At 60.3% G+C, this 24,617-nt stretch carries 22 protein-coding genes; 5 read left to right on the forward strand and 17 right to left on the reverse strand.

Annotated elements, in window-relative coordinates; translation table 11 throughout:
- Positions 1–63 precede the first annotated feature (63 nt).
- Entirely contained in the window at positions 64–297 is a 234-nt protein-coding gene (locus tag IB244_RS32890; protein ID WP_192303630.1) for a hypothetical protein, read from the reverse strand.
- Positions 298–1,640: 1,343 nt separating this feature from the next.
- On the opposite strand from IB244_RS32890, the gene IB244_RS07210 reads away from it, so the two are divergent.
- Positions 1,641–1,922 (forward strand): GlsB/YeaQ/YmgE family stress response membrane protein, encoded by a 282-nt coding sequence (locus IB244_RS07210; RefSeq protein ID WP_192303632.1) that lies wholly within the window; start codon positions 1,641–1,643, stop codon positions 1,920–1,922.
- Positions 1,923–2,615: 693 nt separating this feature from the next.
- On the opposite strand, the gene IB244_RS07215 is transcribed toward IB244_RS07210, so the two are convergent.
- From IB244_RS07215 to IB244_RS07270, 12 genes are all read right to left on the reverse strand, one after another.
- The gene (locus tag IB244_RS07215; RefSeq protein WP_192303634.1) at positions 2,616–3,530 is read right to left on the reverse strand and encodes a TIM barrel protein; all 915 of its coding nucleotides are present in this window, start codon (positions 3,528–3,530) and stop codon (positions 2,616–2,618) included.
- Between the two features lie 92 nt (positions 3,531–3,622).
- Positions 3,623–4,462, reverse strand: a complete 840-nt coding sequence (locus IB244_RS07220) for an ABC transporter permease (protein ID WP_246734383.1) — start codon at positions 4,460–4,462, stop codon at positions 3,623–3,625.
- Between the two features lie 48 nt (positions 4,463–4,510).
- Positions 4,511–5,437, reverse strand: a complete 927-nt coding sequence (locus IB244_RS07225) for an ABC transporter permease (RefSeq protein ID WP_192303638.1) — start codon at positions 5,435–5,437, stop codon at positions 4,511–4,513.
- Positions 5,438–5,448: 11 nt separating this feature from the next.
- On the reverse strand, positions 5,449–6,432 hold the full coding sequence (locus IB244_RS07230) for an ABC transporter ATP-binding protein (protein WP_192303640.1): 984 nt from the start codon (positions 6,430–6,432) through the stop codon (positions 5,449–5,451).
- Complete coding sequence (locus IB244_RS07235; protein WP_192303642.1) at positions 6,429–7,445, reverse strand: ABC transporter ATP-binding protein; 1,017 nt, start codon at positions 7,443–7,445, stop codon at positions 6,429–6,431. The genes IB244_RS07230 and IB244_RS07235 overlap by 4 nt, the downstream gene beginning before the upstream one ends.
- An 89-nt stretch (positions 7,446–7,534) precedes the next feature.
- Positions 7,535–9,163, reverse strand: a complete 1,629-nt coding sequence (locus IB244_RS07240) for an ABC transporter substrate-binding protein (RefSeq protein ID WP_192303644.1) — start codon at positions 9,161–9,163, stop codon at positions 7,535–7,537.
- 254 nt (positions 9,164–9,417) lie between these two features.
- The gene (locus IB244_RS07245; RefSeq protein ID WP_192303646.1) at positions 9,418–10,374 is read right to left on the reverse strand and encodes a sugar-binding transcriptional regulator; all 957 of its coding nucleotides are present in this window, start codon (positions 10,372–10,374) and stop codon (positions 9,418–9,420) included.
- 54 nt (positions 10,375–10,428) lie between these two features.
- Positions 10,429–11,133 carry an HAD-IA family hydrolase gene (locus IB244_RS07250; RefSeq protein ID WP_192303648.1) on the reverse strand — a complete coding sequence of 235 codons (705 nt, stop codon included), beginning with the start codon at positions 11,131–11,133 and terminating at the stop codon, positions 10,429–10,431.
- Positions 11,134–11,205: 72 nt separating this feature from the next.
- Entirely contained in the window at positions 11,206–11,955 is a 750-nt protein-coding gene (locus IB244_RS07255) for a glycerophosphodiester phosphodiesterase family protein (protein WP_192303650.1), read from the reverse strand.
- Between the two features lie 572 nt (positions 11,956–12,527).
- On the reverse strand, positions 12,528–14,822 hold the full coding sequence (locus IB244_RS07260; protein ID WP_192303652.1) for a xanthine dehydrogenase family protein molybdopterin-binding subunit: 2,295 nt from the start codon (positions 14,820–14,822) through the stop codon (positions 12,528–12,530).
- Complete coding sequence (locus IB244_RS07265; RefSeq protein WP_192303654.1) at positions 14,819–15,802, reverse strand: FAD binding domain-containing protein; 984 nt, start codon at positions 15,800–15,802, stop codon at positions 14,819–14,821. The genes IB244_RS07260 and IB244_RS07265 overlap by 4 nt, the downstream gene beginning before the upstream one ends.
- Positions 15,802–16,275 (reverse strand): (2Fe-2S)-binding protein, encoded by a 474-nt coding sequence (locus IB244_RS07270; protein ID WP_192240980.1) that lies wholly within the window; start codon positions 16,273–16,275, stop codon positions 15,802–15,804. The genes IB244_RS07265 and IB244_RS07270 overlap by 1 nt, the downstream gene beginning before the upstream one ends.
- 233 nt (positions 16,276–16,508) lie before the next feature.
- Here IB244_RS07270 and IB244_RS07275 point away from each other — a divergent pair, with 233 nt between their 5' ends.
- Positions 16,509–17,102 (forward strand): TetR/AcrR family transcriptional regulator, encoded by a 594-nt coding sequence (locus tag IB244_RS07275; RefSeq protein ID WP_026371892.1) that lies wholly within the window; start codon positions 16,509–16,511, stop codon positions 17,100–17,102.
- A 57-nt stretch (positions 17,103–17,159) separates the two neighbouring features.
- Here IB244_RS07275 and minE read toward each other — a convergent pair whose 3' ends face one another.
- From minE to IB244_RS07295, 4 genes are all read right to left on the reverse strand, one after another.
- Positions 17,160–17,420, reverse strand: coding sequence for a cell division topological specificity factor MinE (gene minE / locus IB244_RS07280; RefSeq protein ID WP_018858057.1), 261 nt, complete (start codon positions 17,418–17,420; stop codon positions 17,160–17,162).
- The gene (minD, locus tag IB244_RS07285) at positions 17,417–18,235 is read right to left on the reverse strand and encodes a septum site-determining protein MinD (protein WP_192303656.1); all 819 of its coding nucleotides are present in this window, start codon (positions 18,233–18,235) and stop codon (positions 17,417–17,419) included. The genes minE and minD overlap by 4 nt, the downstream gene beginning before the upstream one ends.
- 32 nt (positions 18,236–18,267) lie before the next feature.
- Positions 18,268–18,993, reverse strand: coding sequence for a septum site-determining protein MinC (gene minC / locus IB244_RS07290; RefSeq protein ID WP_113471831.1), 726 nt, complete (start codon positions 18,991–18,993; stop codon positions 18,268–18,270).
- Between the two features lie 292 nt (positions 18,994–19,285).
- Positions 19,286–19,423, reverse strand: a complete 138-nt coding sequence (locus IB244_RS07295) for a DUF1127 domain-containing protein (RefSeq protein WP_018858054.1) — start codon at positions 19,421–19,423, stop codon at positions 19,286–19,288.
- Positions 19,424–19,774: 351 nt separating this feature from the next.
- On the opposite strand from IB244_RS07295, the gene IB244_RS07300 reads away from it, so the two are divergent.
- The 3 genes from IB244_RS07300 (at position 19,775) to IB244_RS07310 (ending at position 24,495) form a co-directional block, all read left to right on the forward strand.
- Positions 19,775–21,856: a transketolase C-terminal domain-containing protein gene (locus IB244_RS07300; protein WP_192303658.1), complete on the forward strand. Its 2,082-nt coding sequence runs from the start codon at positions 19,775–19,777 to the stop codon at positions 21,854–21,856.
- 3 nt (positions 21,857–21,859) lie between these two features.
- Positions 21,860–23,080 (forward strand): dihydrolipoamide acetyltransferase family protein, encoded by a 1,221-nt coding sequence (locus IB244_RS07305; RefSeq protein WP_192303660.1) that lies wholly within the window; start codon positions 21,860–21,862, stop codon positions 23,078–23,080.
- Between the two features lie 233 nt (positions 23,081–23,313).
- A complete protein-coding gene (locus IB244_RS07310; RefSeq protein ID WP_246734370.1) occupies positions 23,314–24,495 on the forward strand; it encodes a helix-turn-helix domain-containing protein in 1,182 nt (393 codons plus the stop codon).
- Positions 24,496–24,617: the final 122 nt, after the last annotated feature.

The raw sequence follows: 24,617 nt of genomic DNA on the forward strand, positions 1-24,617 counted from the left end.
AGGAGGAAAACTGAAATGACCCGGAGATTTCATCGGCACGACGAGCCGTTGACGTCGGAGGATTTATCGAAATGCCAAGCTGCCCTTGAGCGGTACTGTCGTCAGAACCACCTGGAAGCTGCGTCCGAGGAAGGCCAGCGAGCGGCCGCTATCATCATCGAACTCTATCAGCAAGGCATACACGACGAGCGGCAGTTGAAGCGGCTGGTAGATAATGCGCGCGGCTATAGTGCGCGTTGATGGAGTCGAAAAGCGCTGCCTAATGTCATGGAGAAGCGGAACAAGGCGCTCCAACATACGTTCCCCGGACAGATCGCGCCAGATCACCCCTTCTCTGACGCGACCTTTCCATCGAAGAACTTGCCCCGCCGGCAACACCGCGGGGCTCTTTTATGGCAACAGCTAAAATGGTCAGTTGCCTCAAGGAAAGGAATCGCGATCAGGAGCTTGTCCAGCACCGCTTTAGACGTGCTAGGTGGGGACTCGGGGTGCGGAACAAAGATCGAAGACGTTCGTTTACATCGCATGGAACGGCTTCCCGTCTTCGCCGCTCCTCTTCAAACTGTAACTGTATAAGAGCCTCGCTTGGTTGCACCCCGGTGGGGCTCTTATTTTGTCCGCGCGAATGGATACGCCCCATTGTTGAGGAGCTGAAAACGGCGGCCTGTCTTTTTCCTGGCGTTTCCTTTCATATCGAGTCGAACTCCTGACCCCGCTTGTGCCCAGGCGGGGTCTTTTCCGAAGGCTTAGACCGGCGGGATTGCGACCGTGTGGCCAAGGATTGAAACCGCCACCAACATTACGCAAACCAGTCCGATAAAGGCCGTCACGCCGAGAGCGATGAAATGCTTCTGGTTCATCGTTTGAAGATGGGAAGCGTCATGGCATCCGGCCAGTGCGGCTTCCCGTCACGCACGGCCACCCCTAGTGATTGTGAGCCCTGATGTTCCTTCGAGATATTCACCGGCGTGTATTTTGTCGCTGACTAATATTACTGGTTGGTGTAATGTTGCTGTGTCTGCCTCCCATGAAGAGACAGGGAGGTTCTGTGGTTGGCTTGGCTCGACGCAAGAAATACGATCATGTTACGCGTATCGCTTCTGGTCATTGGTCTGAGCATTGCAGCATCGCTTTCAGCGTGCACGACTCCTCCGAAGCCGGTTGATCGTAACAGTAATGCTACGCTCGCCACGAAACATTCAAATAACAGGAACAAGGACGTTAGGCGTGTTCAAGGCGTAAGCGACTGCAAGTCCAAGCCCAATTATTCAGGGATGCTCCGCACACTTTGCTATTGACGACTGCCGCGGCGACCTCTCAGAAAAAACCCCGCTGAAGGAAGCGGGGAGTTTGTTTTGAACCCCGGCAGTCGCGGTTGCGGGGCAATAGAGCATTGGGGCTTCGCTGGGAGAAAGTTACGCGAGGCCCGACCCAAAACGGGTAGGGCTCGGTTTCGTTCCGACGTCTGATGATCCCGTGGATGGGAAACGGGCGATATCCTGACGAGCCCAAGGGTCTCGGAGCGCCGAGTACGACGGCCACACGGCAACGCTGGCCACGAATCGCGAGCAACATTTCCCTCGGGTTCTGCTAATTAATTCATCCGTGGCGCAGTCTGGATGCAATCGGAGACAGCATTTATGACCGAAGGAGAGATTGGCTGGCTTACTGCGATCATCGTGGGCTTCTTCGCAGGGTGGATGGCGGACCATTTTATGCATACCCATCTGCCCTTTGGATGGGCAGTTATTGGAATGTCGGGGGCATTTATTCTAAACGCCATAGCCGAGAGAGCGGGCTATCATTGGGGCGGCTGGGTGACGTTCCTTCTGCTCGGCTTCTTCGGCGCATGCCTGCTGTTGATCCCGGTTCGCATCTATATCGTCCGCACGCGTGTTCCCCGACAGCCAGACGACTGGTAACTGTGCTATCGCTAGATCTGTCAGGTAGGAGGACACAGCATGATCGCTCGGAGAGACTTCACATTCGAAGAATGGAGCTGCCTCTTGCATCTCTATCGCCACGAAACAGTTGACATCCCGAACGATCGGCTCCGCAGCTTCCAAGAAGCAGGCGTCACAGAGGAAGTGGTAGACGGAATCAGCCTCAGTCCGGCGGGTAAGCAATTGGTCTCGCATGAGCTTCTTCTAGAGCGTCGGAACCGGCTCCAGCGATGACTAGTTCCAGACAACAAAAAAACGGCCTCCCCGGCTCGGAGAGGCGGCTGGTCAGAAGTAGTCAGTTCCACTTCGCAATAATGAAAAGCGCAAGATAAACAACGGCCATAATAACACAGGGCAGTTTCGGTCTGAGCATCTGCCACCTTTGGAAGCATCAGCTGAATATCCGCGGGATGTTAACGACTACCTTAAAAGACAAAAAGCCCGCCACCGGTTAAGGCAGCGGGGCTGTGGCGAATGCTCGGGCGCTCCTTAGCGCTGATCCGATCTCAAGGATTGGGTCGCCAAGTAAATGATGTAGGCGTAAGGCGTTGGTCGCCCCTGCTCCCAACCTTGATGAGTGGAAACCGGAACACGCAGAAGCCGAGCACCTGTGTCTGTGAAATACGATGCTTACTGCGCCGGTCATGTAGGTAGTCTCTAATGAGACGGCCGTTACTCCGCAGCTGCGGCAGTCCGACTGCTATTCAACGCAATGAGACCCTTTGCGCGCTCAAGCGACGCGCTCTGCTCGTTGCGATAGCGGGCGCCGATTTCCATCATCAGAACGGTGCCGGAAAGGAACTCAAGCTCGCTGAAGATATCCTCCCAATCAATGTCACCCCAGCCAAGCGGCATGTGCAGGTCGCCGATGCCGAGCGCGGTCGCTTCCTGAAGATGATAGGGCTTGTAGAAAGCCTGCGGACGACCGAAGGAATCATGGACGTGCAGGTGGCCGGCAACGGGCGCCATGGCGCGGATCTGTTCGCGGAAGTTCAGGCCGCGATAGGTCGCCTCTATGTAGGCATGGCTGAAGTCGATCAGCGCCACCAGGTTCGGATGGCCGACCGCCTTGACCGTCTCGGCAACCTCGGCCGGCGTCTGACGGTACTGGCCCGGTTCCGTGGTGAAGATGTTTTCGAAGGCGATGCGCACGTCGTAGCGTTTGGCATGTTCAGCCAGCTCGAACAGAGCCTCGCGTTCGCGCTGATCAGCCGTGGCGCGCTCGAACAGCTGGTCGGCGCGCAAGTGGCCGCCATGCTGTACGATCACCCTTGCACCGATCCGATCGCAGACCTCGACAAGCGCCTTGGCGGCATCGATCTGATAGCGTGCGGTTGCCGGATCCATGAAGTTGGACGATACGAGCCCATGGACCGTGTAGCGGAATGGAAACTGGGCGGTCAGTGCGGCCAGGCGTTCTGCGCGATCCTTGACGACGCGGCCACCGGCGATCAGGTCGATGGTCGTCAGGCCGAGTTCGACGGTCTCCACACCGAGGCCAGCAAGGCGGCGCAGATCGGCTTCGAGGCTGTCGAGTTCTCCGTCGGCGGAGCCGGAATTGAAGCCGGTCGAGATGATATTGCTCATGGGCATGTCCTTTGTTGAGGGTGTATGAACTGCGGCGGTGTCGCTGCAGAATGGAGAGGTCTGGCTTGCGACACGTGAGCCCTTAGTCCGCCTCAGCTGACGGTCGGGTCCAGCTTGTCGCGAAGCCAGTCGCCGGCAAGCGAGATCGAAAGCGTCGTCAGCATGATGACCGTGGCTGGTGCCAACATGATCCAGGGGGCACGCGTCAGGTATTCCCGTCCGAAGCCGACCATGTTGCCAAGACTGGTCTCAGGCGGCTGGACACCCAGCCCGAGGAACGACAGGCCGCTTTCCATCAGGATGATCTCGGGAAAGGTCAGCGTCATCGAGACGATGAGGGTCGAAGCGACATTGGGCAGGATGTGGCGGAGATAGACCCGCATCGGGGTCGCGCCGAGCTGCACAACTGCCGCCGCATAGCCCTGCGCGCCAGCAGCAATGGCCAGGCCGCGAGCAATGCGGGCATAACGCTCCCAGCCATAGAAGCCCATGAGGCAAACCAAGAGCACCATGGATGAGCCGAAAAAGGCGAGCACGGCAAGCGACATGATCAGGAAAGGCAAGGCCGCCTGGAAGTCCGCCAGCACGAGCACGACGTGCTCGACTGCGCCGCGAAAACGGGCAGCGGCGAAGCCGAGAAGCGTGCCACAGACTGCTGATAGAAGCGTCGCGCCAAAGGCGATGATCAACGAGAGGCGGATCGACTGGATCAGGCGCGAGAGAACGTCGCGACCAAGCTCGTCTGTGCCAAGCCAATGTTTGGTGGAACCGGGTGCGGAAAGCCGGCTGGTGAGGTCCATGGCGGTAATATTGTAGGGCCGGATGTGGTCGGCGAAGGCAGCAACCACCACCATTGTGAGAAGCCATAGAATGCCAAGGAAAACGAGCGGCGGTACGGTTTGCAGCAGCCGCGACGTCCTGCCATTTGCCATTCGGACGGTCCGCGTTTCACCAAGTTCGACATTAGTCATGCTTCTTCCTCAATGTCCTGTGTGAGAGCGCAACCGCGGATCGAGCCAGCCATAGAGCAGATCGACAACAAGATTGGAGACGACCATCGTGGCTGCGATGATCAGGAGAATGCATTGAACGACCGCCAGATCTCGATTGCTGACAGACACGACTAGCAAACGACCGATGCCCGGCCAGGAGAAGATCGACTCCACGACAACGGCACCCGCAATCAGCGATCCGACCATGAAGCCGACGATGGTAACGATCGGAACGGCGGCATTGGGCAGCGCGTGGCTCCAGACGACGTCGCTCCACTTCAGCCCCTTGGCGGACGCCGTCCGGATATAGGGCTGCCCCATCACCTCGATCATCGCGCTGCGCGAAAAGCGGGCAAGGATGCCGATCCCCCCAATGCTCATCGTGATCGTCGGCAGGATGCCATGCATCCACGTGTCCTGACCGCCGGATGGCAGAAGCCCGAGCATGACGGAGAAAATCAGAACCAGCACGAGCCCCATCACGAAGGAGGGAATTGTGAAGCCAAGGATCGCCAGAAGGATGACCCCACGATCGGCAAAACTCTGCCGATGCAGCGCGGCGTAAACGCCCGCTGGAATGCCGATCACAAGTTTCAGGATCAGCGCCGGCACGGTCAGTTGCAGGGTGGCCGGAACGCGCTCCATGACGAGACGAAGAGCTGACGCCTTATCGCGCATCGACACGCCAAAATCGCCGGTGAATATCGATTTGAGATAAGCGATATACTGGATCCAGAGCGGCTGATCGAGACCCCACGCCTTTCTGAAGGCGTCGATGGAATCCTGCGGCACATCGGGTCCCAGCATGACCTGCGCCGGATCGCCCGACATGCGCAAAACGACGAAGGCAAACGTCACGACAGCGAGGATCGTGATCAGCGCCCGGAATAACCGTACGAGAACGAAGCGGATCATCTGAGCCTTCCCTATGCTGCAATCCGGGCGTCTTCGCCCGCTGTCACGTGGCAGGCCACTGTCCGCTCGTGCCCGACGGTCTTCAGCTGAGGCGCGTCGATACGGCAGAGATCGCGCGCCAGCGGGCAGCGCGGATGAAAGGCACAGCCTGACGGTCGATTTGCCGGATTGGGCGGCTCGCCCTGAAGGATCGTGCGTCCTTGCAGCGGGATGCCTGCACGCGGTACGCTCGATACCAGTGCGCGCGTGTAGGGATGCATCGGCGAGTGGAAGATCACGTCAGCCGATGCCTCTTCGACGACACGGCCGAGATACATGACGGCAACCTTATCGGCCATGTTGCGCACCACCTTGAGGTCATGGCTGATGAACACCATTGCGATGCCGTGCTGCTGCTGAAGATCGCGAAGCATGTTGATGATCTGGGCCTGGATGGAGACGTCGAGTGCCGAAACCGGTTCGTCGCACACCAGAAGCTTCGGGCGGGAAGCGATTGCGCGCGCGATCACGGCGCGCTGGCGTTGGCCACCTGACAATTCGTGCGGGAAGCGTGTGGCCTGATCCGGCCGAAGGCCAACCGCGTTCATCAGTTCCGCAACCCGCGCGGCGCGATGTTCCCTTGGGATCAGCCGGTGGATTTCCAGCGGCTCGGACAGCTGCGAGGCAATCGTCAGGCGTCGGTCGAGTGCTGCGAGCGGATCCTGGTAGACAAGTTGCATCTTTGCCCGCAGCTTGCGCCATTCCGGGGTTCTGCTTGCCGGCATGGGCTTGCCATCGAACACGACCTCGCCTTCCTGTGCGGCGTCGATCCCGAGCAGCATGCGTCCGAGCGTCGACTTTCCCGAGCCCGACTCTCCGACGATGCCCAGTGTCTCACCGGGCATGACGGCAAGCGAGATACCGTCGACGGCGCGCACCGGTGTCGGGCGACCAAAAAGTCCACGGCGGACATGGTAGATGCGAACGAGGTCGCGGACTTCGATCAACGGCGTCAATGCATCATCCCCTCTGCGATGCGGTCTCTCGTCTCGGCGGCAATCGCCGCTGGCGGGACCGGCCGAGCACATGCGAGCTGGCGCCCATGGCCAATCGAAACAAGCGGTGGCAACTCGTGACTGCATGCCTCGACAGCGCGAGGACAGCGCGGCGAGAAGGAGCATCCTTTGGGCAGGTTCCGTGGATCCGGCACAGTCCCTGCAATCGGGATCAAACGTTGCCGCGGACCATCGATACCTGGAATGGCGTCGAAGAGACCGCGGGTATAAGGATGGCGTGGCTCAGCGAAAAGCTCGTCCACCATCCCCTCCTCGACAATGCGCCCGGCATACATGACGCAGACTCGCTCGCAAACCTGCGACACCGCGCCGAGGTCGTGACTGATGAAAACGGTCGCCATGCCCGTCTCGGTCCTGAGAGAGGTCAACAGGTCCAGGATTTGCGCCTGGATTGTCGCGTCGAGCGCTGTCGTCGGCTCGTCGGCGATCAGCAGATCCGGCTCGCCGGCAAGGGCCATGGCAATAATCAACCGCTGGCACTGTCCACCGGAGAATTCATGCGGATAAAGGTCAAAACGGCGCCGCACATCCGGGATGCCGACCATATCCATGAGCCGCCATGCTTCAGTCTTTGCCGCCTCGCCGCGAAGGCCGCGGTGAATGAGAAGCGCCTCGGTGATCTGGCGCCCGATCTTCAGAACCGGATTGAGAGAGCTTGACGGGTCCTGGAAAATCATCGCGACGCGTCCGCCTCGGACTTGCTCCAGCGCGGAACGAGGCGCCGCGAGCAATTCCTGCCCGTCGATTTTGACCGATCCCATGACGCTCGCCTTGCCGGGCAACAGACCCAGCGCCGCAAGCCATGTCACCGACTTGCCGCAGCCCGATTCACCGACCAGGCCGACGGCCTCGCCTTTTGCAATGTCGAGATCGATCCCATGCAGTACCTGCACGCCATCGAAAGCGACTTTCAGCCCGCGCATTTCCACGAGCTTGGCGGCAGCTGTGCTCATCGGCTCACCCTTCCTGTCGGCGGTTGCGTTCGTAACGAACCAAATGGATCCGGCGGTTGGTCGCCGCCGGATCCGGTTCATCGCTGAGATCAGCTCGGCCAGTTGTTGGCGCGGAAGTCCATTGCAAAGGCGGGAGCGGCCTTCCACTTGAGCGACGACTTCATGCCGGTGAAGACAGCGTTCTGATGCAAGACCTGGTAGACGGGGTCTTCGCGCTCGCAGATCTCGAGCATGCGGGCGAAGGCCTTCTTGCGCTGCGCGCGGTCGGTGCTGGTTTCCAGGATCTGAGACATCTGGTTGACCTCGGCATTCGACCAGTCCTTCTTCTGCTGGACTTCGCCGTTCGGGCCAAACTGGGCAACGATCGAGGAGACGGGATCGTTGAAGTTGGCTGAGGCCGACCAGTCGCGTACCCCCTTGATGCCTGCCGGATCGTGGATCTGGCCCCAGTTTTCCTTCATCTCGATCTCGACGTTGAGACCGACCTGCTTCCACATCTCCACCATGATCTGACCGTTGGCCGTCTGGTTGGTGTAGTAATTGTTAAGCAACCGGAAAGGGATCGCGTCGCCCTTGTAGTTCGCCTGCTTCAGGAGGTCCTGGGCGAGAGCCGGATTGTATTCTGGAGCGGACCAGCCTTCGACGAACATGTCGCCGTAGAACGGAAACTGCAGGCCTGCCGGGATCTTCGTCTGGCCAGCCCACAGCGCGTCGACGATCGCCTGGCGGTCGATCGAATGCGTCATGGCGCGGCGGACCAGCGGGTTCTGCAGGATCGGATTCTGGATATTGAAGACCGAGATGCGGTGATTGTTGATCGTCGAACCCTGCACCTCGAAGCCAGGAGCCGCCTGAACGGCTGCGATCTGGTCGGGAGGAAGGTCGCATGCGAAATCATATTCACCGGAAAGCAGGCCGTTGACGCGCGAGGCGACTTCTGGAACTTCGACAAAGCGGATCTGTTCGAGCGGCGGGCGACCGCCCCAATATTCGTCGAAAGCTACCAGTGTAAGTGACACATCGGGCTTGAACTCGGCGACCATGTAAGGACCTGTCGTGACCGGCTTGCGGGCCCAGTCGACATAGGTCCCAGCTTCATCCCAGGCCCGACGATTGGCGATCTGGCTGCCGAAAGCGTAGAGGCGGCCTTCGAGCGTCACGTCAGGCGTCGCGTTGTGGAAGCGAACCGTGTACTTGTCGACGGCTTCGACGCCAGCGAGCGCCGGCCAAAGACGGCGGCCGACACCCGGTACGGCTGCCGGCAATTCTTTGACAGACGTCGGCTTGTTGTCGTTTTCGAAGATCGTCTTGCCGCCTGCCGGCTGCGTGCTGCCGAACACGCGCTGGGAGGAAAAGCTGAAAACGACATCGTCGGCAGTCAACTCGTCGCCGTTGTGGAACCTCACGCCCTGACGCAGCTTGAGTTCCAGCGTCTTGTCGTCGATGCGCTTCCACTCGGTGGCGAGACCGGCAACTGGACCCTGATTGCCCATCCAGTCACGCAGGATCAGACCTTCCCAGAGGTTGGGGAAGAAAACTCGCTCGCCGACATTCGACTGCTCATTCCAGATATCAAGCGTGTTGTTATTGGTGATTTTCTGCACGGCGATCGTCACGGACGGCCGCTTGCCTTGGCTCAACGCGAAGCGTGGCAAAATCGCGGTGCCTGCAGTTGCGCCAAGCAGCCCCAGGACGTTGCGTCGATTGATAGAAAGCATGAAGGTCTCCCTTTGACGAAGTTTTGACGGAAATGGATCGGTCATAATGTCGCGGTGTTTTATGGCAGACTGCATGTCGGTTTCTTGATGAAACGATGAAGTTTACGTGACATTTAAGGTGCTGTATTTGTTAACTTATCTCGACTTATCCAGGCATCGAATTCCGCCCCCAATCCGTCTGGATTTTGGTTCACGGGCTCTTCGTCGAGCCAAGGCGAGCGATGCACAATTCGCCGATCAAGTCGCCCCGACCTTTATGATCCCAGCAGGCTCTGCGCAGTAATCTCGTCGGTCATCAGACCGTTGATCAGGCGTCCCTTCAGGGCAGCCTGGATCGCCGCCAGTTTTTGTTGACCCTTCGCCACACCGATCACCAATGTCCTGCTGCAGGATGGAATGGGCGCACTCGCGACGCGATCGTTGGTAATGCCTTCAATCAGCTTGCCGTCCTTGTCGAACGTCCACCCGACAATCTCTCCGACTGCGCCTGCCTGGTGCAGGATCTTCAGTTCGTCCTTCAGGATGAAACCATCAAGGAAAAGAGGCGCCTGAACGCCGACGTCCCCAATGCCGACAAAGGCAACGTCAGCGCGTGCGGCAAGCGATAGTGTCTGGCGGATTACGGGCTGGTTGTGAAGGACCACCCGTTCCTGTCGCGACGAGGCGATAACCGGAACCGGCATTGGAAAGCATTTCGCCGTGATCAGGTCGGCAAGCTTGAAGACCACATTATAAAACCAGACCGAGCCTTCGCGGGTGATATTGCCGGTCAAGGAAACGATCTTGTGCTGGCGTGCTTCCATGGGCACCATTTCCTCGATCGCGGCCTTCAATGTGTGACCGGTACCAATGGCGATTACGGCAGGCTTGTCGCAAGCCAACCGGCGCTCGATTTCGGCAGCCGCCGCCTGGGCAAGGCCACCGCTCAAGCCCTGAGCCTGATCGCCGGACGGAATGACTTCCACGAACTGCAGCGAAAACTTGCTCTTCAGCCTTGCTGCCATGCTCATGCAGTGGCCAACCGGATGATCGAGCCGAATCTTGATCAAGCCTTGCGAGACAGCGCGCGATACGAGACGCTGGGCGGTTTGCCGGGAAACGCCGAGCTTCTGCGCGATCTCGTCCTGGCTGTGCCCCCCTATGTAATAAAGCCAGCCAGCCTTGGCCGTGAAATCGAGCCGGCTGCCATGGTCATCTCGCCTCGCAATCATGTCGCCCGCCTCCCCGCTGGTTCATCCTCATCTTCGTCACGGCCTCGATCGACGTCACGCCCCCGCCTCGACCGATGGCCGGGCCTGGTGCTGGTTGCCGACTCGTCGCCACAGGACATACAGCAGCTCTTTGGCACCGAGAACGACCTCCTCGGCTCCTGCCGCAAACAGTGCCTCGCGCCTGCCCGAACGCGGATCGTTTGGCGCCACGAAGCCGATTGCCGGTACACCGGCGGCAACTGCCGCCTGAATACCCGCTGCGCTGTCGTCGATGACGATGCTGCGCGAGCTGCTCGCGTTCATTTTGGACAGGCAGAACTGGATGAGATCTGGCGCGGGCTTTGGGGCGGCTACCATCTCGGCGCTGAATATGTTCGGGGCAAAGCGTGGCCACAGATCGAGAAGGCCCAGGCTCTTGTTGAGGCGTTCGACCGTGCTGTTGGATGCGACGCATTTTGCAACGTCGAGCCCATCGAGAACGGCGCTGATGCCCTCCATCGGCAGGAGGTCGCGGCGGAAGGCAGCAAATATTTCGGCATGCCATCCGGCAAAAACGGTATCGAGGTCGGCGCAGATGCGGCTGGCCAGAATCTGCCGCAAGTCAGCCTCCGACTTTCCGGTAAACTCGACGAGCACCTGGCGCGGCGTCATCTCCATGCCGGCCTGGGTTATGGCATGGGCAAGCGTGCGCGCCGCAATCGGTTCACTATCGATCAGCACGCCATCGCAATCAAAAATCAGAAGATCCAAATTACTCATAGGTTCGCTATTCAGGGTATTCCGTGGTTCGAACGTCTGCGTGCACAGGCCATTGCTGAGGGCCCCAGGTGATCAAGCGGTGGAATCCCGCGATCCGGCGCGCACCGCCAGGGCCAGGGCTGGATCATCGCTGGTGATCCAGCCGACGCCCTGCCCGAGCCAGTGTTCGATCTCCTCTTGCTCATTCAACACCCAGCAGCAGAGACGATCGCGTGAAATGACCGCGGCAACGTCGTGAAAGGTTGCGGCCAGCAGCGACTTTTCGATGGCAACGAGGCCGGCGACTTCCCCAGCTTTGGCGAAGGTCGCAGCCGCACCCAGCGCCTCGGCCGACTTGGCATTGATCGAGCACAGGCGGCCGATTTCGGGAGCAACCTCTTGGCACCGCGCGAGTACCCCCAGATTGAAGCTTGTCAGCAGGCTGCGCCCGGCAAGCCCGTGACGTCGAATGGCCGCTGCCGCCAAGGCCTCAAGCCCTTCGTAAGGCGCTCCATCCGCGTCGGCTTTCAGCTCGACATGAAGCTCGACGGGTCTCGAGGAAGCAAACAGAGCAAGCACCTCGTCAAGGGTCGGGATTACCTCCTGCGATCCTTTGAGGCGGGTCGCCTGATGATCGGAAGGTGACAAGGCCCGGACCTTGCCCGCTCCCTCGGTCGTACGCTCAAGCGTGGCGTCGTGAATGACGACGAGTTCACCGGCGTCGGTCAAATGCACATCAAATTCGATCGCATCGACAGGGAGTTCCAAGGTCTTTCTGAAACCCTCAATCGAATTTTCGGGCCATTTATTTCGTGCTCCGCGATGGCCAACGATTTTCGTCATGGGAAATACCTTCCGTAAAGATCAACTGGTCGAAAGTGCCGCCTTCCGGAAGCGACGCTTGTCTGCCAGCGATGTGACAGGCACCGTCACGTCTCGCGGCCAAGGCGACAGGAGCGAAGTATCGACGCTTCCAGAAGCTGGCATCGCGTGGGGCCCTCGGTCTGCGCTTTAGCCGCCTAACGGACAGCGTTAGCGGCCCGGTATAGTGAGCGCAGATAACCGTTGCGTGACATCTACCTCCACGGATGAGCAAATGCTCAATTCCGGGAACAAGGCGCGCTGATCGGGTTCAAAATTTGCGGGTGCGGTTAGCGGCATTGAAGCGGCTTAATGTGCCTGAATGCCAATGGCTGCCGTCGATGCTGAGATATCAGCGAAGCCTTGTCATTCCGCATCCTTACGGGAGATGCGAAGTCACGACCGGCCAGGCACCAGGCACGGTCGCGGATCTATTTTTCCATAAGGGAATCATTCCCGCGCAATCCAATCACGGATGCGCGGGAACTCGCCATACGCGCTTTACGCTGCACGGCCCGTCGCCTGCGCAGAACGCAAGCCGACGAAGCCACTCGTCACTGCAGCTTCTCAAGCGTTATCGGCAGGTCGCGAACCCGCCTGCCGGTGGCGTGAAAGACGGCATTGGCGATTGCCGGCGCAACGCCGACAATGCCGACTTCGCCGACACCCTTGCCCCCGAGCACCGAGGCGTTGAGGTCGGGGATGCCAACAGAGATTACCTCGATCGGCGGAATGTCGGCATTGGTCGCAACGAGGTAGTCACCGAGGTTGTTGTTGATGACGCGCCCGTTGCGCGGGTCAACCAGGCCTTCCTCGAGCAGCGCCTGACCGATCCCCATGATGATCCCACCACGCCATTGGCTTTCGGTAAGCTTGGGGTTGTAGATCCTGCCGCAATCGAAGGCCGAGACCATGCGGGAGACACGGACGGTACCGAAATCCTCATCCACCTTCACTTCCACAAAATGCGCGCACCAGCTGTGCATGGCGAACTCGCCCGCAGTCGGCCCCTTGATGCTTGTCATCATGGTCCAGGCTTTCCGGTGACCTTCCGGCCCCTGCTCTCCGTCAGGAAGAGTGTTTCGCCGTGTCTCAACGCTGTCGCGGCCAAGAGCTGTCATCAGCTCCGGGATGGAGACCGAAAGCCCCCCGTCGCGAGGAACTGAAATCCGCCCGCTCGCGAGTGTCAACGTATTGGCGCCGGTGTCACGGAAAGGAGAGGCACTGTCGTTGAGGGCAAGCTCGATCAGTTCGTCGCGGGCAGCCGATGCTGCCTTGTGGACGGCCCCGGTGATTGCGCCGGCAAGCATCGAGCCGCCAGCAACCGTAGCGCCGGGAAGCGATGAGTCGCCAAGCCGGACATTGATGCTTTCGACCGGAACACCGAGCACTTCAGCCGCGGTTTGGGCGAGGATCGTGTAAGTGCCCTGTCCCATGTCGATCGCGCCACTGACGACTTCCACCGAACCATCGGCGAGAATTCGGATCAGTGCCTCGCTCGAAGCGCGCAGAACCGGGAACGTTCCGCACGCCACCCCCCAGCCGATCAGTTGTCTGCCATCTCGCATCGAGCGTGGCTCGAAGCTGCGGCGTGACCATCCGAACGCCTTGCCGCCCTCGGCAAGCGCCTCGCGCAAGCGGCGGGTCGACCACGGCTTGCCGGACTGTGGGTCAGCCTCGGCGTAATTGCGCAACCTGAGTTCGACAGGATCGATCCCGACCGCGTAGGCGAGCTCATCCATGGCGCTTTCCAGGCCGAAGGCGCTTGGATTCTTGCCAGGAGCGCGCAAAGCTCCCGGCACAACCGTATTGACAGGAACGATGCTGTGTTTCGCGCTGAAATTCTCCACAGCGTACATCAGGGGCGTCGCCGCGTTTGTCTGCTCGGGAAAATCGGCGTAAGTCGCTGTCTCGCTGGCACCCCGATGCACGATGGACTGCAGCACGCCATCGGCGTTGGCGCCAAGAGCGATTGTCTGCCTGGTCGCGGCACGACCACCATAGGCCGTAAAAGTCTGCGGGCGCGCAACAGCGAGCTTTACCGCTCGCCCAAGCTTGCGCGCTGCTGCCGTTGCTAAGGCGCCATAGGCATAGGCTGTTGCCTTGGAGCCGAAGCCACCACCGATAAAGGGCGAGACGATACGCACATTTTCAGGGGGCAGTCCGTACCACTCGGCATAGGTGCGGGCCATCCCGTGCGTCCATTGGCTCGGTTCCCAGATGGTCAGCTGATCACCGTCCCATTTGGCAATCAGGCCATGCGGCTCGATCGTCACGTGATATTCGCGTGGGGTTCGATACTGTGCCTCGACACGCACCGCTGAGGCGGCGAGCGCGGCCTCGGCATCGCCCCAGCTCACCGTTAGCGCATCGAGCAGCTTTTCTTCTCCGGCTCCCGGGTCATCGAGATCGACGATCGCCGGCCCTTCCTCGTAGGTGATGTCGACCAACCTTGCCGCTTCGGTTGCCTGCTCCAGTGTTTCCGCGATCACGGCAGCAACCGCCTGACCGTTGAAGCTGACATTGCGCGAAAGGGGATGGTAGGGCTGGTTGTCCGGCCGGTTTCCGTACCAGTCGGATGCCACCTTCAGGCCGAGATCGACTTCGGGTGTCAGCACCAGTAGCGTACCTGGAGCAGCCTCTGCCCGCGTCGTGTCGACCTTTACAACCCGACCGGCAGCAATCCGGCTCTGCACCAGGACAGCATAGGCCAAGCCCTCGACTGGCTGTTCCAAAGCATAGGTAGCGCTACCGGTGATCTTCAGCTTTCCATCGAAGCGCGAGAGGCGACCGCCGATCGTACCGTCGGAAGCATCACCACGTTTGCTTCGGGGTTCCATGATGGTCATGCAAGACCTCCCAGATTGAGGATGGCGCGCGCAATGACACGCGGCGCGAGTTCGATCTTGTAGCGATTGGCGCCATGCGTGATGGCGCCATCCATCGCCAGTCGGCTTGCCTTCTCGATGATACCGGCATCGAGGGGCTTCCCAATCAGAGCCTCCTCGACGGCTCGTGCACGCCAGGGCTTGGTGGCAACGCCACCCAACACGACGCGGATGTCGCGGACCGTCCTGCCGTCTGGCTCCATCTCGAGACCGACGGCAGCGCTTGCGGCTGCGAATTCATAGGACTGGCGGTCCCGGATCTTGAGATAGGTCGAATGTCTCGCGATTGGCGAAGCCGGAATGAGGACCGCAACCACCATCTCGCCGCGCTCAAGGATGGTTTCACGATCGGGTGTGTCGCCGGGAAGCACGAAGAATTCGTCAGCAGTCACCTTTCGGAAACCGAGGTCGATCGTCGCTTCCAGTGCAACCAGCGCAACGGCGAGATCCCCCGGATAGACAGCAATGCACGCCTCGCTGGTACCCAGCACGGCATGATTTCGGGTCACACCCCCGATCGCCGAGCAGCCGGAACCGGGGTTGCGCTTGTTGCAGGCAGAAAACGTCGCAGGGTCACGAAAATAGGGGCACCGCGTACGCTGCAGAAGATTGCCGCCTATCGTCGCCATATTGCGCAACTGAGGAGAAGCCGCCAGCAAGAGCGACTGCGAAACGGCCGGATAGTCGGCGCGTATTCCTGGGCTGCGGGCCACATCTTCCATTTTCGCCAGCGCGCCAATGGTAACGCCATCAGCATCCGCCGCAATCTGCGACAGACCCGAAAGGTGACTGATATCGACGACTGAATCGGGTTCCGCAACACCACATTTTGCCAGGTCGAGAAGCGTCGTGCCGCCGGCAAGCAGCATCGCGCCTGGCTGCGTGGCATGCTGGCGGGCGTCGTCGAGCGAACCTGCCCGGAAATAGCTGAAGTCCCTCATCACGCCATCTCCGCCGCTTCGCGGACCGCCGCAACGATATGATTATAGGCGCCGCACCGACAGAGATTGCCGGCCATGTATTCCCGGATCTCGTCGTCCGAGCCCGCTCGCCCCTCGCGGATGCAGGCGACGGCCGACATGATCTGGCCCGGCGTGCAATAGCCGCACTGGAAGGCGTCATGTTCCAGGAAGGCGGTCTGTACCGGATGCAGGTCGCCGCTTTCGGCCGAAAGTCCTTCGATCGTCGTGATGCTTCGCCCTTCGACCTGGGCGGCGAGCGTCAGACAGGCGAGCACGCGCTTGCCGTCGACATGGACGGTGCATGCGCCGCATTGCCCCTGGTCGCAGCCTTTCTTCGTGCCAGTAAGGCCAAGTTGCTCACGAAGTGCGTCGAGCAACATCACGCGCGGTTCGACATCGAGATCATGCCGCCGTCCGTTGATGTCCAGGGAAAGATGAACCGTTCGTGTCATGATAAGCTCCTGCTATCTTCACGAGATTGGAGGTAAATCCAGAAAGAGGGTGGCCGCCGGGAATAGGAGCGCTACCTAAACTCACGGGAAGCAAGTCTGGGCACGTTTCGACATGACATCCTGCCCCCTTCTGGATTAAGAGGTAAAAGGCCCTCCTCACAAACGGAGGAGCCTCCGTTTAATCTAGTGACTTGCCGGTTGCCGTCAAGTCCGGAATGCGCTTGGAGCTTATTTTGGCCTCGGCACCGCCGAAGACAGCACAGTCGACACCGCCGCCACTGCGCGCCGACGCCCGTCGTAATCGTGAGAAGCTCGTCGAAGTCGCCGCCGCCGTCTTTGCGGAAGCTGGCGTCGAAACATCGCTGGAAGACATTGCCCGCCGGGCCGGCGTCGGCATTGGAACGCTCTACCGGCATTTTCCAACGCGCGAGCATCTGGTTGAGGTGGTCTATCGGCGGGAGCTGGAAAGCCTCGCCGCGGCGGCGGCGGATCTCGCGGCAAGCCACGCGCCCGACGCTGCGCTGGAAGAATGGATGCGCCGCTTTGTAGGCTACATTGCCGCAAAGCGGGGGATGGCAAGCAGCTTGAAAATCCTGATGGACTCCAACGCCTCGCTGTTTGCCGAAGGCAGCGGCATCCTGCGCGGCGCCGTTGAACGGCTCCTGAGAGCGGCAGCCGATCAGGGCTTCATTCGAAACGATATCGACACGAGCGACCTTCTGCACGCCCTTTCGAGCATCTATTCGCTACCGGCATCTGCGGAGTGGCGGGATCGCTCGAACCGGCTGATCGGTCTCTTGATGGATGGGTTGCGGACGAAGAAATAACGCCATCGCCAGGCTTTGCGCCAAGCGGGAGGCGGCGCTCGTGGCGCCGCCCTTTGTTCATGCTGCCCGGACGGTCGCGCCCAGTGGGATTTCGACGTCGATCTCGAGGATCGACATATGCTCGTCGCGATCCATCGTCACGCGAACCCGTTCGCTGTCGACCTGCACGTGTTTGGCGATAACGGCGAGGATCTCCTCGCGCAGCAACGATACGAGATCGGATCCTGCCGAAACGCGCTCATGCGCGAGTAGAATCTGTAGTCGTTCCCGGGCCGCTGGCGCGGTCCTTTGCTTGCCAAAGATGCTGAAGATGCTCATGCAGCGGCCCTCCGTCCGAAGATTTTACCGAAGATGCCCCGCCTTTCTCCCGGAACGACGACTGGAAGCTCCTCACCCGTCAGCCTGCGCGCAGCATCGAAATAGGCCATCGCCGGCGCGCTGCGGCTATCGGCCAGGGTCACGGGGGCACCAATGTTGGATGCGCGAAGCACATCCGAGCTTTCTGGGATGATGCCGAGAAGTGGGATGGAGAGGATCTCCAGCACGTCATCGACTTTCAGCATGTCACCGCGTTCTGCACGGTTGGGGTCGTAGCGCGTCAGGAGCAGATGTTTTTCCATCCGTTCTCCGCTTTCGGCCTTCGCGGTCTTCGAGTCGAGCAGCCCGATGATGCGGTCGGAATCACGCACTGAAGAGACTTCGGGATTGGTGACGACGACGGCGACGTCGGCGTGGCGCATGGCAAGCGTGGCACCGCGCTCGATCCCGGCCGGACTGTCGCAGATGATCCAGTCGAAATGACGCTTCAGGTCGTTGATAACGCGCTCCACGCCTTCCGCAGTCAGGTTGTCCTTGTCGCGCGTCTGGGATGCCGGCAGCAGGAAGAGCGTCTCAAGTCTCTTGTCACGGATCAGCGCCTGCGAAAGCTTCGCGTCCCCCTGGATGACGTTGATCAGATCGTAAACGACCCTTCGTTCAGCGCCCATGACGAGATCGAGATTGCGCAGGCCGACGTCAAAGTCGACAACAACGACTTTCTCGTTTCTTTGAGCCAAGGCTGCTCCGAGGGCTGCGGTGGATGTGGTCTTGCCCACTCCGCCCTTGCCCGAAGTGACGACGATGACTTTCCCCATCTTTCTCTCCTGTGTGATAGCCAGCTTCGGGCCTAGATAAGTTTCTCTGCCTTGATCGATTCGCCTTCCAGCCAAAGCTGAACGGGCTGTCCGCGAAGGTTCGGCGCTATGTCTTCCGCCATCTTGTAGATGCCATCTATCGCCACCAACTCTGCCTCAAGCTTGCGGCAGAAGATCCGCGCCGATGTATTTCCGACGGAGCCCGCCATGGCCCGCCCCCTCAGCGTCCCGTAAATATGAACCGAGCCACCGGCGATGATTTCCGAACCGGACGCGACGGACCCGATGACCGTGACATCGCCTTCCGGAAAGATCAGCGACTGGCCTGAACGGATCGGCTCGCGGATGACGATCGACTGCAACGCAGGTCGGGCCTCGACGGCCTCTGGCTGGGCGGCGCGAACATCGATGACCGGCTCCTGCTGCGGAACCTCGAAATCCGAAACCGGGCGCCCGCCCTTGAGGGCTGGGGGCATGCCGGGGCCGATCAGCGACGGGCGGCAGCCCTCGATCCCCATGATGCTGACGTTGCGCTGCGCCAGCTCGGCAATCAGGCCCTTCAGCTGCGCCCGGTCGATCTGGAGATCGCCGACGTCGAGCACGACCGGTCGCCCCAGGAAGAAGCCGGCGGAGCGCGCGGCAAGATCATCTAGTCTTACGAGCCAGTCATCGAAGGGAAGATCTGGCGAAAGCATGACCGCCAGAAAAGAGCGGCCCTTGATACGGATCGAGCGAGCGTCAGTTAGCACTTTGGTCATCTATGTTAAGAAATCGTTGACTATTTCTATGTCTGATTTGGTTAACAAATAGTTAATTTCGGGCGCCCAGATCATTAACAGACCGCAAATCCTCCCACCGCAAATTCGAAGCCACTAGCCCTTGATGCGCTGACAGCAAGCATCTTGGAGCGCCACTCTGAGGTAAGCGAGGATGCCATCTCATAAAGGGGGGCTGGTGTCGCTGGCAGCGGACGCCACGAACCTGCCAGGATCCCTGAAACAATAAAGGCCCGCTTGGGCGGGCCTTGAGGTCTGGGTCTCGTTCGGTGCCTTAGCGACCGTAAACCAGCCGCTTGATGTCGCCACGGCTGACGCCGATGTCCTTCAGGGCCGAGTCGTCAAGTCTGGAAAGATCTCTGTATGCCTTGCGGAGCTGAAGGAACTCTCCGATCTTGTTGCCGATTTTCATGTCATATCTCCTTGTGCGATGCACAATTATATAGCGCATTGCTTTATGAATGAGCATTTCGAAAAGCGCATATGAGGCATCTGGAATTTGCAGCCTCGAGATGCAGGTTGCGAAGGAAACTTGCACGATCCCCTCGGCGACACGCGGATCTGCCCGACGATTCGATAAGCAGCCACCGGCAATACCGGCCAAACTGGAACCTTATCGAGAATGCCGAATTGATGGTGTGAAATATCGCCGTCTGCTGAAATGAATGTTTCACACCACCGTGCCTTTCGCGGAAAACTGAAACGAAATTTCTCCAAGGCTGTACTAACCTCCTCGTGGATCAGAGATTTGGGAGGATCGAAGATGGCACAGGCGACCGCGCTTATAATGCGTGGCAGGAACGCACCCGATGAGGGAATAGACTGGAAGCGCGTTACCTATCTCCTGCATCTCTCGCGCATCCTTGACGAGATGGAAGAAACGCGGCTCGTCCCCGAGAAAAAGATCCTCTATCAGTTTTCCGCCCGCGGCCACGACATGGCGCAGATCATGCTCGGGCTGCAGCTGACGAACCGCCACGATGCTACCTGCGGCTACTACCGGTCACGCCCGCTGCTGTTGTCGCTCGGCGTCGATCCGGCCGATGCGCTCGGCTCGGCGATGGCGCGCGCCGGCGGCTATTCGGACGGTCGCGATATTGGCGTCGTCTTCAACTATCCGAACCGCGACGGCGCCTCTGCCCTGCCGATGTGCGGCGGTGTCGGCGCCCAGTACACCCCGACCGCGGGCTGGGCCCAGGCTATTCACTACCATGAAACGGTCCTGGGGGAGCATGACTACAGTGACGCGGTAGCGGTCGTCCTTGGTGGAGATGGCTCGGTCGCATCGAATGGCTTCTGGTCGGCTCTGACAATCGCTACAACGCAGAAGCTGCCGATGTTGTTTTACGTCGAGGATAACGGCTTCGGGATCTCAGTTCCCTCCGACATGCAAACGCCGGGCGGAAACATTGCAGCCAATCTCGCGAGCTGGCGCGGCCTTGCCATTTTTGAAGGTGATGGCTGCGATCCCGCCGACGTGGCTCGCCTCACGCAAAACGCCGTCGGTTTCGTCCGCGAGCAGAGAATGCCCGCTCTCCTGCGGCTGACGGTTCCGCGGCTGGAGGGTCATAGCTTCCAGGACACCCAGTCCTACAAGAGTGAAGAGCTCGTAAAGGCGGAATGGGCCCGCGATCCGCTGCCTCGTCTGCAAGACTACCTGGTCCCCTTGGCAATCAGCGCGGACGAGTGGGAAGCCTGCAGGCTTGAGGCCGGCGACACTGCGGAAAAGGCACGCGCCGAGGCTGAAAGTCGGGCTTTCTCGTCTCCCGAAACCGTCACCCGCCATGTGTTCTTCGACGGGGAAATGCAGTCAATGGGCGGTCAGCACTGCGACGGCTACCAGGCTCCGGAATGCAGCAACGAGGCCGCGCCAGATGGCCAACGCATCAATATGGTCACGGCGATCAGGCGCACACTGGACCACGAATTGGCCACCAACCCACGCGTGGTGCTGTTTGGCGAGGACATTGGCCCGAAGGGCGGCGTTCACGCGGTCACGCTTGGACTCCAGGAGAAATTCGGCAAGGACCGTGTCTTTGACACATCGCTGTCGGAAGAAGGCATCGTCGGTCGCGCCGTCGGGATGGCGCTCGCGGGCCTCGTTCCCGTTCCCGAGATCCAGTTCCGCAAATACGCCGAGCCCGCGACCGAACAGATCAACGATTGCGGTACGATCCGCTGGCGCACCAACAACCGGTTCGCCGCGCCGGTCGTGCTGCGCGTGCCCGGCGGCTTTTTCAAATGCGGGGATCCGTGGCACAGCCAGACGAACGAGGTCGCCTTTATCCATCAACCAGGCTGGCAGGTTGCCGTTCCCTCGAACGCCGAAGACGCAGTCGGGCTGTTGCGAACGGCCCTGCGCGGGAACGATCCGGTGATCTTCTTCGAGCATCGCGCCATGCTCGACCATCCATGGGCTCGTCGCCCCTACCCCGGCGACAACTTCGCGCTTCCCTTTGGCAAGGCACGCTTTACACGCAGGGGCGACGCAATCACGATCGTGACCTGGGGTGCCATGGTTCCGCGCTGCGAGGAAGCGGCAGAAGGCATCTCCGCCGATGTCATCGATCTGCGAACATTGATGCCGTGGGACCGCGAGAGCGTCATCTCGTCGGTTCGTCGCACACGGCGCTGCCTTATCGTCCATGAGGACCTTAAGACAGCCGGCTTCGGCGCGGAGATCGCCGCCGTCGTTGCTGACGAGGCTTTCATGGATCTCGACGCCCCGGTCTCGCGGTTGACGATGCCTGACATCCCGAGCCCGCACAATCCGTCCCTGCTCGAGTGGGCACTGCCGTCCGTGGACCGCATCCGGCAGAAGATCACCGCCCTGGTGGAGTACTAGATCATGGTCGATTTCGCCGAAGTCCTCGTTCCCGTCGAACAGGAGGGTACGAAGACGGTCGTTCGCAACTGGCTGAAGCAACCGGGCGAGACTGTCGCCCTGGATGATCCCCTCGTCGAGCTTGAAACGGACAAGGTGACGCAGGAGATTTCCGCACCCGCGGCCGGGATACTTGACGAGATCGTCATGGCGTCGGGCATGGATGCGACGCCTGGCGCGGTTCTTGGCCGTATCCGCCTCAAAGCCGCTGCCGCTGGTGACAACCATGCGCGGGATACTCCCCCCTTGCCGTCCCGCGAGACAAGCGATGCAGGCGGGGACCGGTTCTCGCCGGCGGTTCGCAGTGCAGGCGAGCAATACGGCATCGACCCGGCTGCGGTGGTTGGCACCGGCAGGGACGGACGTATCACGCGCTTGGATATGGATGCCGCGTTCGAAAAAAAGCAGCGACGCGACGGGGTACCGTCGTCCGTGAGCAGGCCGACCGGCTCCGAGCCGGCCACTCTCGCCCGCGATCAGGTCAGTCACGGGTCGCGTATGGTCGCACATACGCCCATGCGGCTTTCCATCGCCCGGCACATGCTGGAGTCGCTTACGGCTGCCCCTCATGTCACATCGATCTTCGAGGCCGATTTCACGGCAGTCATCAGGCATCGCGAAAGGAACAAGGCGGCATTGGCCGCCGATGGCATCAATCTCTCCTATACGGCCTATATCATCGCCGCTTGCGTCGTGGCGATGCGGGCAGTACCGGAGATCAACAGCCGCTGGCATGAGGATCATCTGGAGGTCTTCGACGATATCAACATCGGCGTCGGCATGGCCCTCGGCGACAGGGGCCTGGTCGTCCCGGTGATCCAGCAAGCGCAGAGCCTCGCGTTACCCGCTGTCGCCGCCAGACTTCAAGACCTGACCAATCGCGGGCGTTCGGGTGGCCTGACCAACGCCGACATGCGCGGCGGCACCTTCACCATCTCAAACCATGGCGTGTCTGGCTCGCTGGTCGCTACGCCCATCGTCATCAATCAGCCGCAGTCGGCAATTCTTGGCGTCGGAAAAATGGAGAAGCGCGTCGTCGTACGAGAGATCGACGGCGTCGACACCATCCAGATCCGGCCGATGGCATATGTCTCGTTGACGATCGACCATCGCGCGCTGGACGCCCACCAGACAAATGCCTGGTTGACGTCTTTCGTCCAGACCCTCGAGGGCTGGCGGGAATAGCGCGGGCGGCTCGCAAATAGCCGCGCGCTGTGAGTTCGACTGGCGCCCCCCACTATCACCCAGACAGCACCGTTGCATGCAGCACGCATCCACAATCGCGCGAGTGTGCATAACGGCGTCCTATGGTAGCGTTTTCATTGACTACAACGCGGCATGCGCTAGCTTTGACAACAGCTGATTCAATACTGGTGGGATAGCTAGGCCGTGCTCCCTGATCCGCTATGGAGACCGAATTGCCGGACGATGAACGATCTCGCCCCTCCCCTCCACACCCTGATGGCGGCAAGCGCGACGATAGCAAGGCCGTGCAGGTGGAACGCCGTCGCTTTCCTCGCGACACCAGACCACCGGACGAGCACCCTGCGCCTCCTCCGGCATTGAAACCTCTGCGATTTTCCACGCGCGACCTTGAGCCGGCACAGCAATTTTTCGCCTGGCAGTCTTATGTCGCGCCGCTTGTCGATATCAGGCGCCCGGATAGCATTCCCACGGATACGGGTTTTGTGGCCGACCATGCGGTCTGGAACCTCGGCGGCATGCTTGTCGTTCAGCAAAGCACGCCCGCCCATAGCTATATGCGTTCGGAAGCGAAGGTTCGATCAAGCCCGATCGATCACTGGCATATCTCTGTATTGCGCGGCGGCCGAACATGGACGGAAGTTGGCGGACACGTTTCCGAGGGCGAGCCTGGAAATGTCGAATTGCGTAGTTTGGGGCATCCCTTCCGTGGTCGATCGACGGACGCCCAAACCCTGTCCCTCTACCTGCCTCGCGAATTGCTCCATCCCGCCTCTGCTGTCGACATCAAGAACAACATCGCGCTCGTCGGAACACGCGCCAAACTGCTGATCGACTATCTGGATGGCGTCGAGACGAAGCTGGCCCTGCTTGCCGAGGCGGATCTTTCTCACGTGGTACAGACCGTCCGCGATCTGATCCTGGCCTGTGTTTCATCATCGTCAGCACATGTCTCGTCGCCAGAACAAAGCAGCGGCTTGCCACTGAAGGAACGCGTCCACCGCTTCGTCCAGCACAATCTGATGTCACCCGACCTGACGACCGACCGTTTGTGCCGGGAACTGGGCGTCTCCCGCACGCGGCTCTACCAGGCGTTCGAGACAGACGGCGGTGTGCATCACTATATCCAGCGCCGCCGGCTCTTGTCCGCGCACGCCGCATTGAGCGATACCTCCAACCGGCAACAAATCGCCGATATCGCCTTCGCGGCTGGCTTTTCCTCAGCCGCACATTTCAGCCGCGCCTTCAGCAAGGAATTCGGCTACAGCCCGCGTGAGGCGAGGACTTCGGGCATGCCGTCCAATATTGGCTATTCCGTCGAGCCGGTAGCCGAGGCTGAGAGTGGTCAGTCCTTCGACACATGGCTGAGAACGCTTGGGCACAATCGTCGAGCCTGAGCGCGGTCATTGCGTTAACGCCTTGCTTCGGTCGCCTCCCCTTTCGCGCTGAATGCCCGCCACCGCAAGTTCCCGCGTTTTTTGGGTCATGCCTCGTGCAAGGCGAGCACCCACGGCTGTGC

Origin of the sequence: Rhizobium sp. RHZ02 (assembly GCF_014851575.1) — a bacterium.
Taxonomy (GTDB): domain Bacteria; phylum Pseudomonadota; class Alphaproteobacteria; order Rhizobiales; family Rhizobiaceae; genus Rhizobium; species Rhizobium altiplani.

What these genes read in the sequence shown, in the direction of transcription:
- IB244_RS32890 (WP_192303630.1), bottom strand. Translation starts at nt 297, where the DNA reads ATGTTGGAGCGCCTTGTTCCGCTTCTCCATGACATTAGGCAGCGCTTT.
- IB244_RS07210 (WP_192303632.1), top strand. Translation starts at nt 1,641, where the DNA reads ATGACCGAAGGAGAGATTGGCTGGCTTACTGCGATCATCGTGGGCTTC.
- IB244_RS07215 (WP_192303634.1), bottom strand. Translation starts at nt 3,530, where the DNA reads ATGAGCAATATCATCTCGACCGGCTTCAATTCCGGCTCCGCCGACGGA.
- IB244_RS07220 (WP_246734383.1), bottom strand. Translation starts at nt 4,462, where the DNA reads ATGGCAAATGGCAGGACGTCGCGGCTGCTGCAAACCGTACCGCCGCTC.
- IB244_RS07225 (WP_192303638.1), bottom strand. Translation starts at nt 5,437, where the DNA reads ATGATCCGCTTCGTTCTCGTACGGTTATTCCGGGCGCTGATCACGATC.
- IB244_RS07235 (WP_192303642.1), bottom strand. Translation starts at nt 7,445, where the DNA reads ATGAGCACAGCTGCCGCCAAGCTCGTGGAAATGCGCGGGCTGAAAGTC.
- IB244_RS07240 (WP_192303644.1), bottom strand. Translation starts at nt 9,163, where the DNA reads ATGCTTTCTATCAATCGACGCAACGTCCTGGGGCTGCTTGGCGCAACT.
- IB244_RS07245 (WP_192303646.1), bottom strand. Translation starts at nt 10,374, where the DNA reads ATGATTGCGAGGCGAGATGACCATGGCAGCCGGCTCGATTTCACGGCC.
- IB244_RS07250 (WP_192303648.1), bottom strand. Translation starts at nt 11,133, where the DNA reads ATGAGTAATTTGGATCTTCTGATTTTTGATTGCGATGGCGTGCTGATC.
- IB244_RS07255 (WP_192303650.1), bottom strand. Translation starts at nt 11,955, where the DNA reads ATGACGAAAATCGTTGGCCATCGCGGAGCACGAAATAAATGGCCCGAA.
- IB244_RS07260 (WP_192303652.1), bottom strand. Translation starts at nt 14,822, where the DNA reads ATGACCATCATGGAACCCCGAAGCAAACGTGGTGATGCTTCCGACGGT.
- IB244_RS07265 (WP_192303654.1), bottom strand. Translation starts at nt 15,802, where the DNA reads ATGAGGGACTTCAGCTATTTCCGGGCAGGTTCGCTCGACGACGCCCGC.
- IB244_RS07270 (WP_192240980.1), bottom strand. Translation starts at nt 16,275, where the DNA reads ATGACACGAACGGTTCATCTTTCCCTGGACATCAACGGACGGCGGCAT.
- minE (WP_018858057.1), bottom strand. Translation starts at nt 17,420, where the DNA reads ATGAGCATCTTCAGCATCTTTGGCAAGCAAAGGACCGCGCCAGCGGCC.
- minD (WP_192303656.1), bottom strand. Translation starts at nt 18,235, where the DNA reads ATGGGGAAAGTCATCGTCGTCACTTCGGGCAAGGGCGGAGTGGGCAAG.
- minC (WP_113471831.1), bottom strand. Translation starts at nt 18,993, where the DNA reads ATGACCAAAGTGCTAACTGACGCTCGCTCGATCCGTATCAAGGGCCGC.
- IB244_RS07295 (WP_018858054.1), bottom strand. Translation starts at nt 19,423, where the DNA reads ATGAAAATCGGCAACAAGATCGGAGAGTTCCTTCAGCTCCGCAAGGCA.
- IB244_RS07300 (WP_192303658.1), top strand. Translation starts at nt 19,775, where the DNA reads ATGGCACAGGCGACCGCGCTTATAATGCGTGGCAGGAACGCACCCGAT.
- IB244_RS07305 (WP_192303660.1), top strand. Translation starts at nt 21,860, where the DNA reads ATGGTCGATTTCGCCGAAGTCCTCGTTCCCGTCGAACAGGAGGGTACG.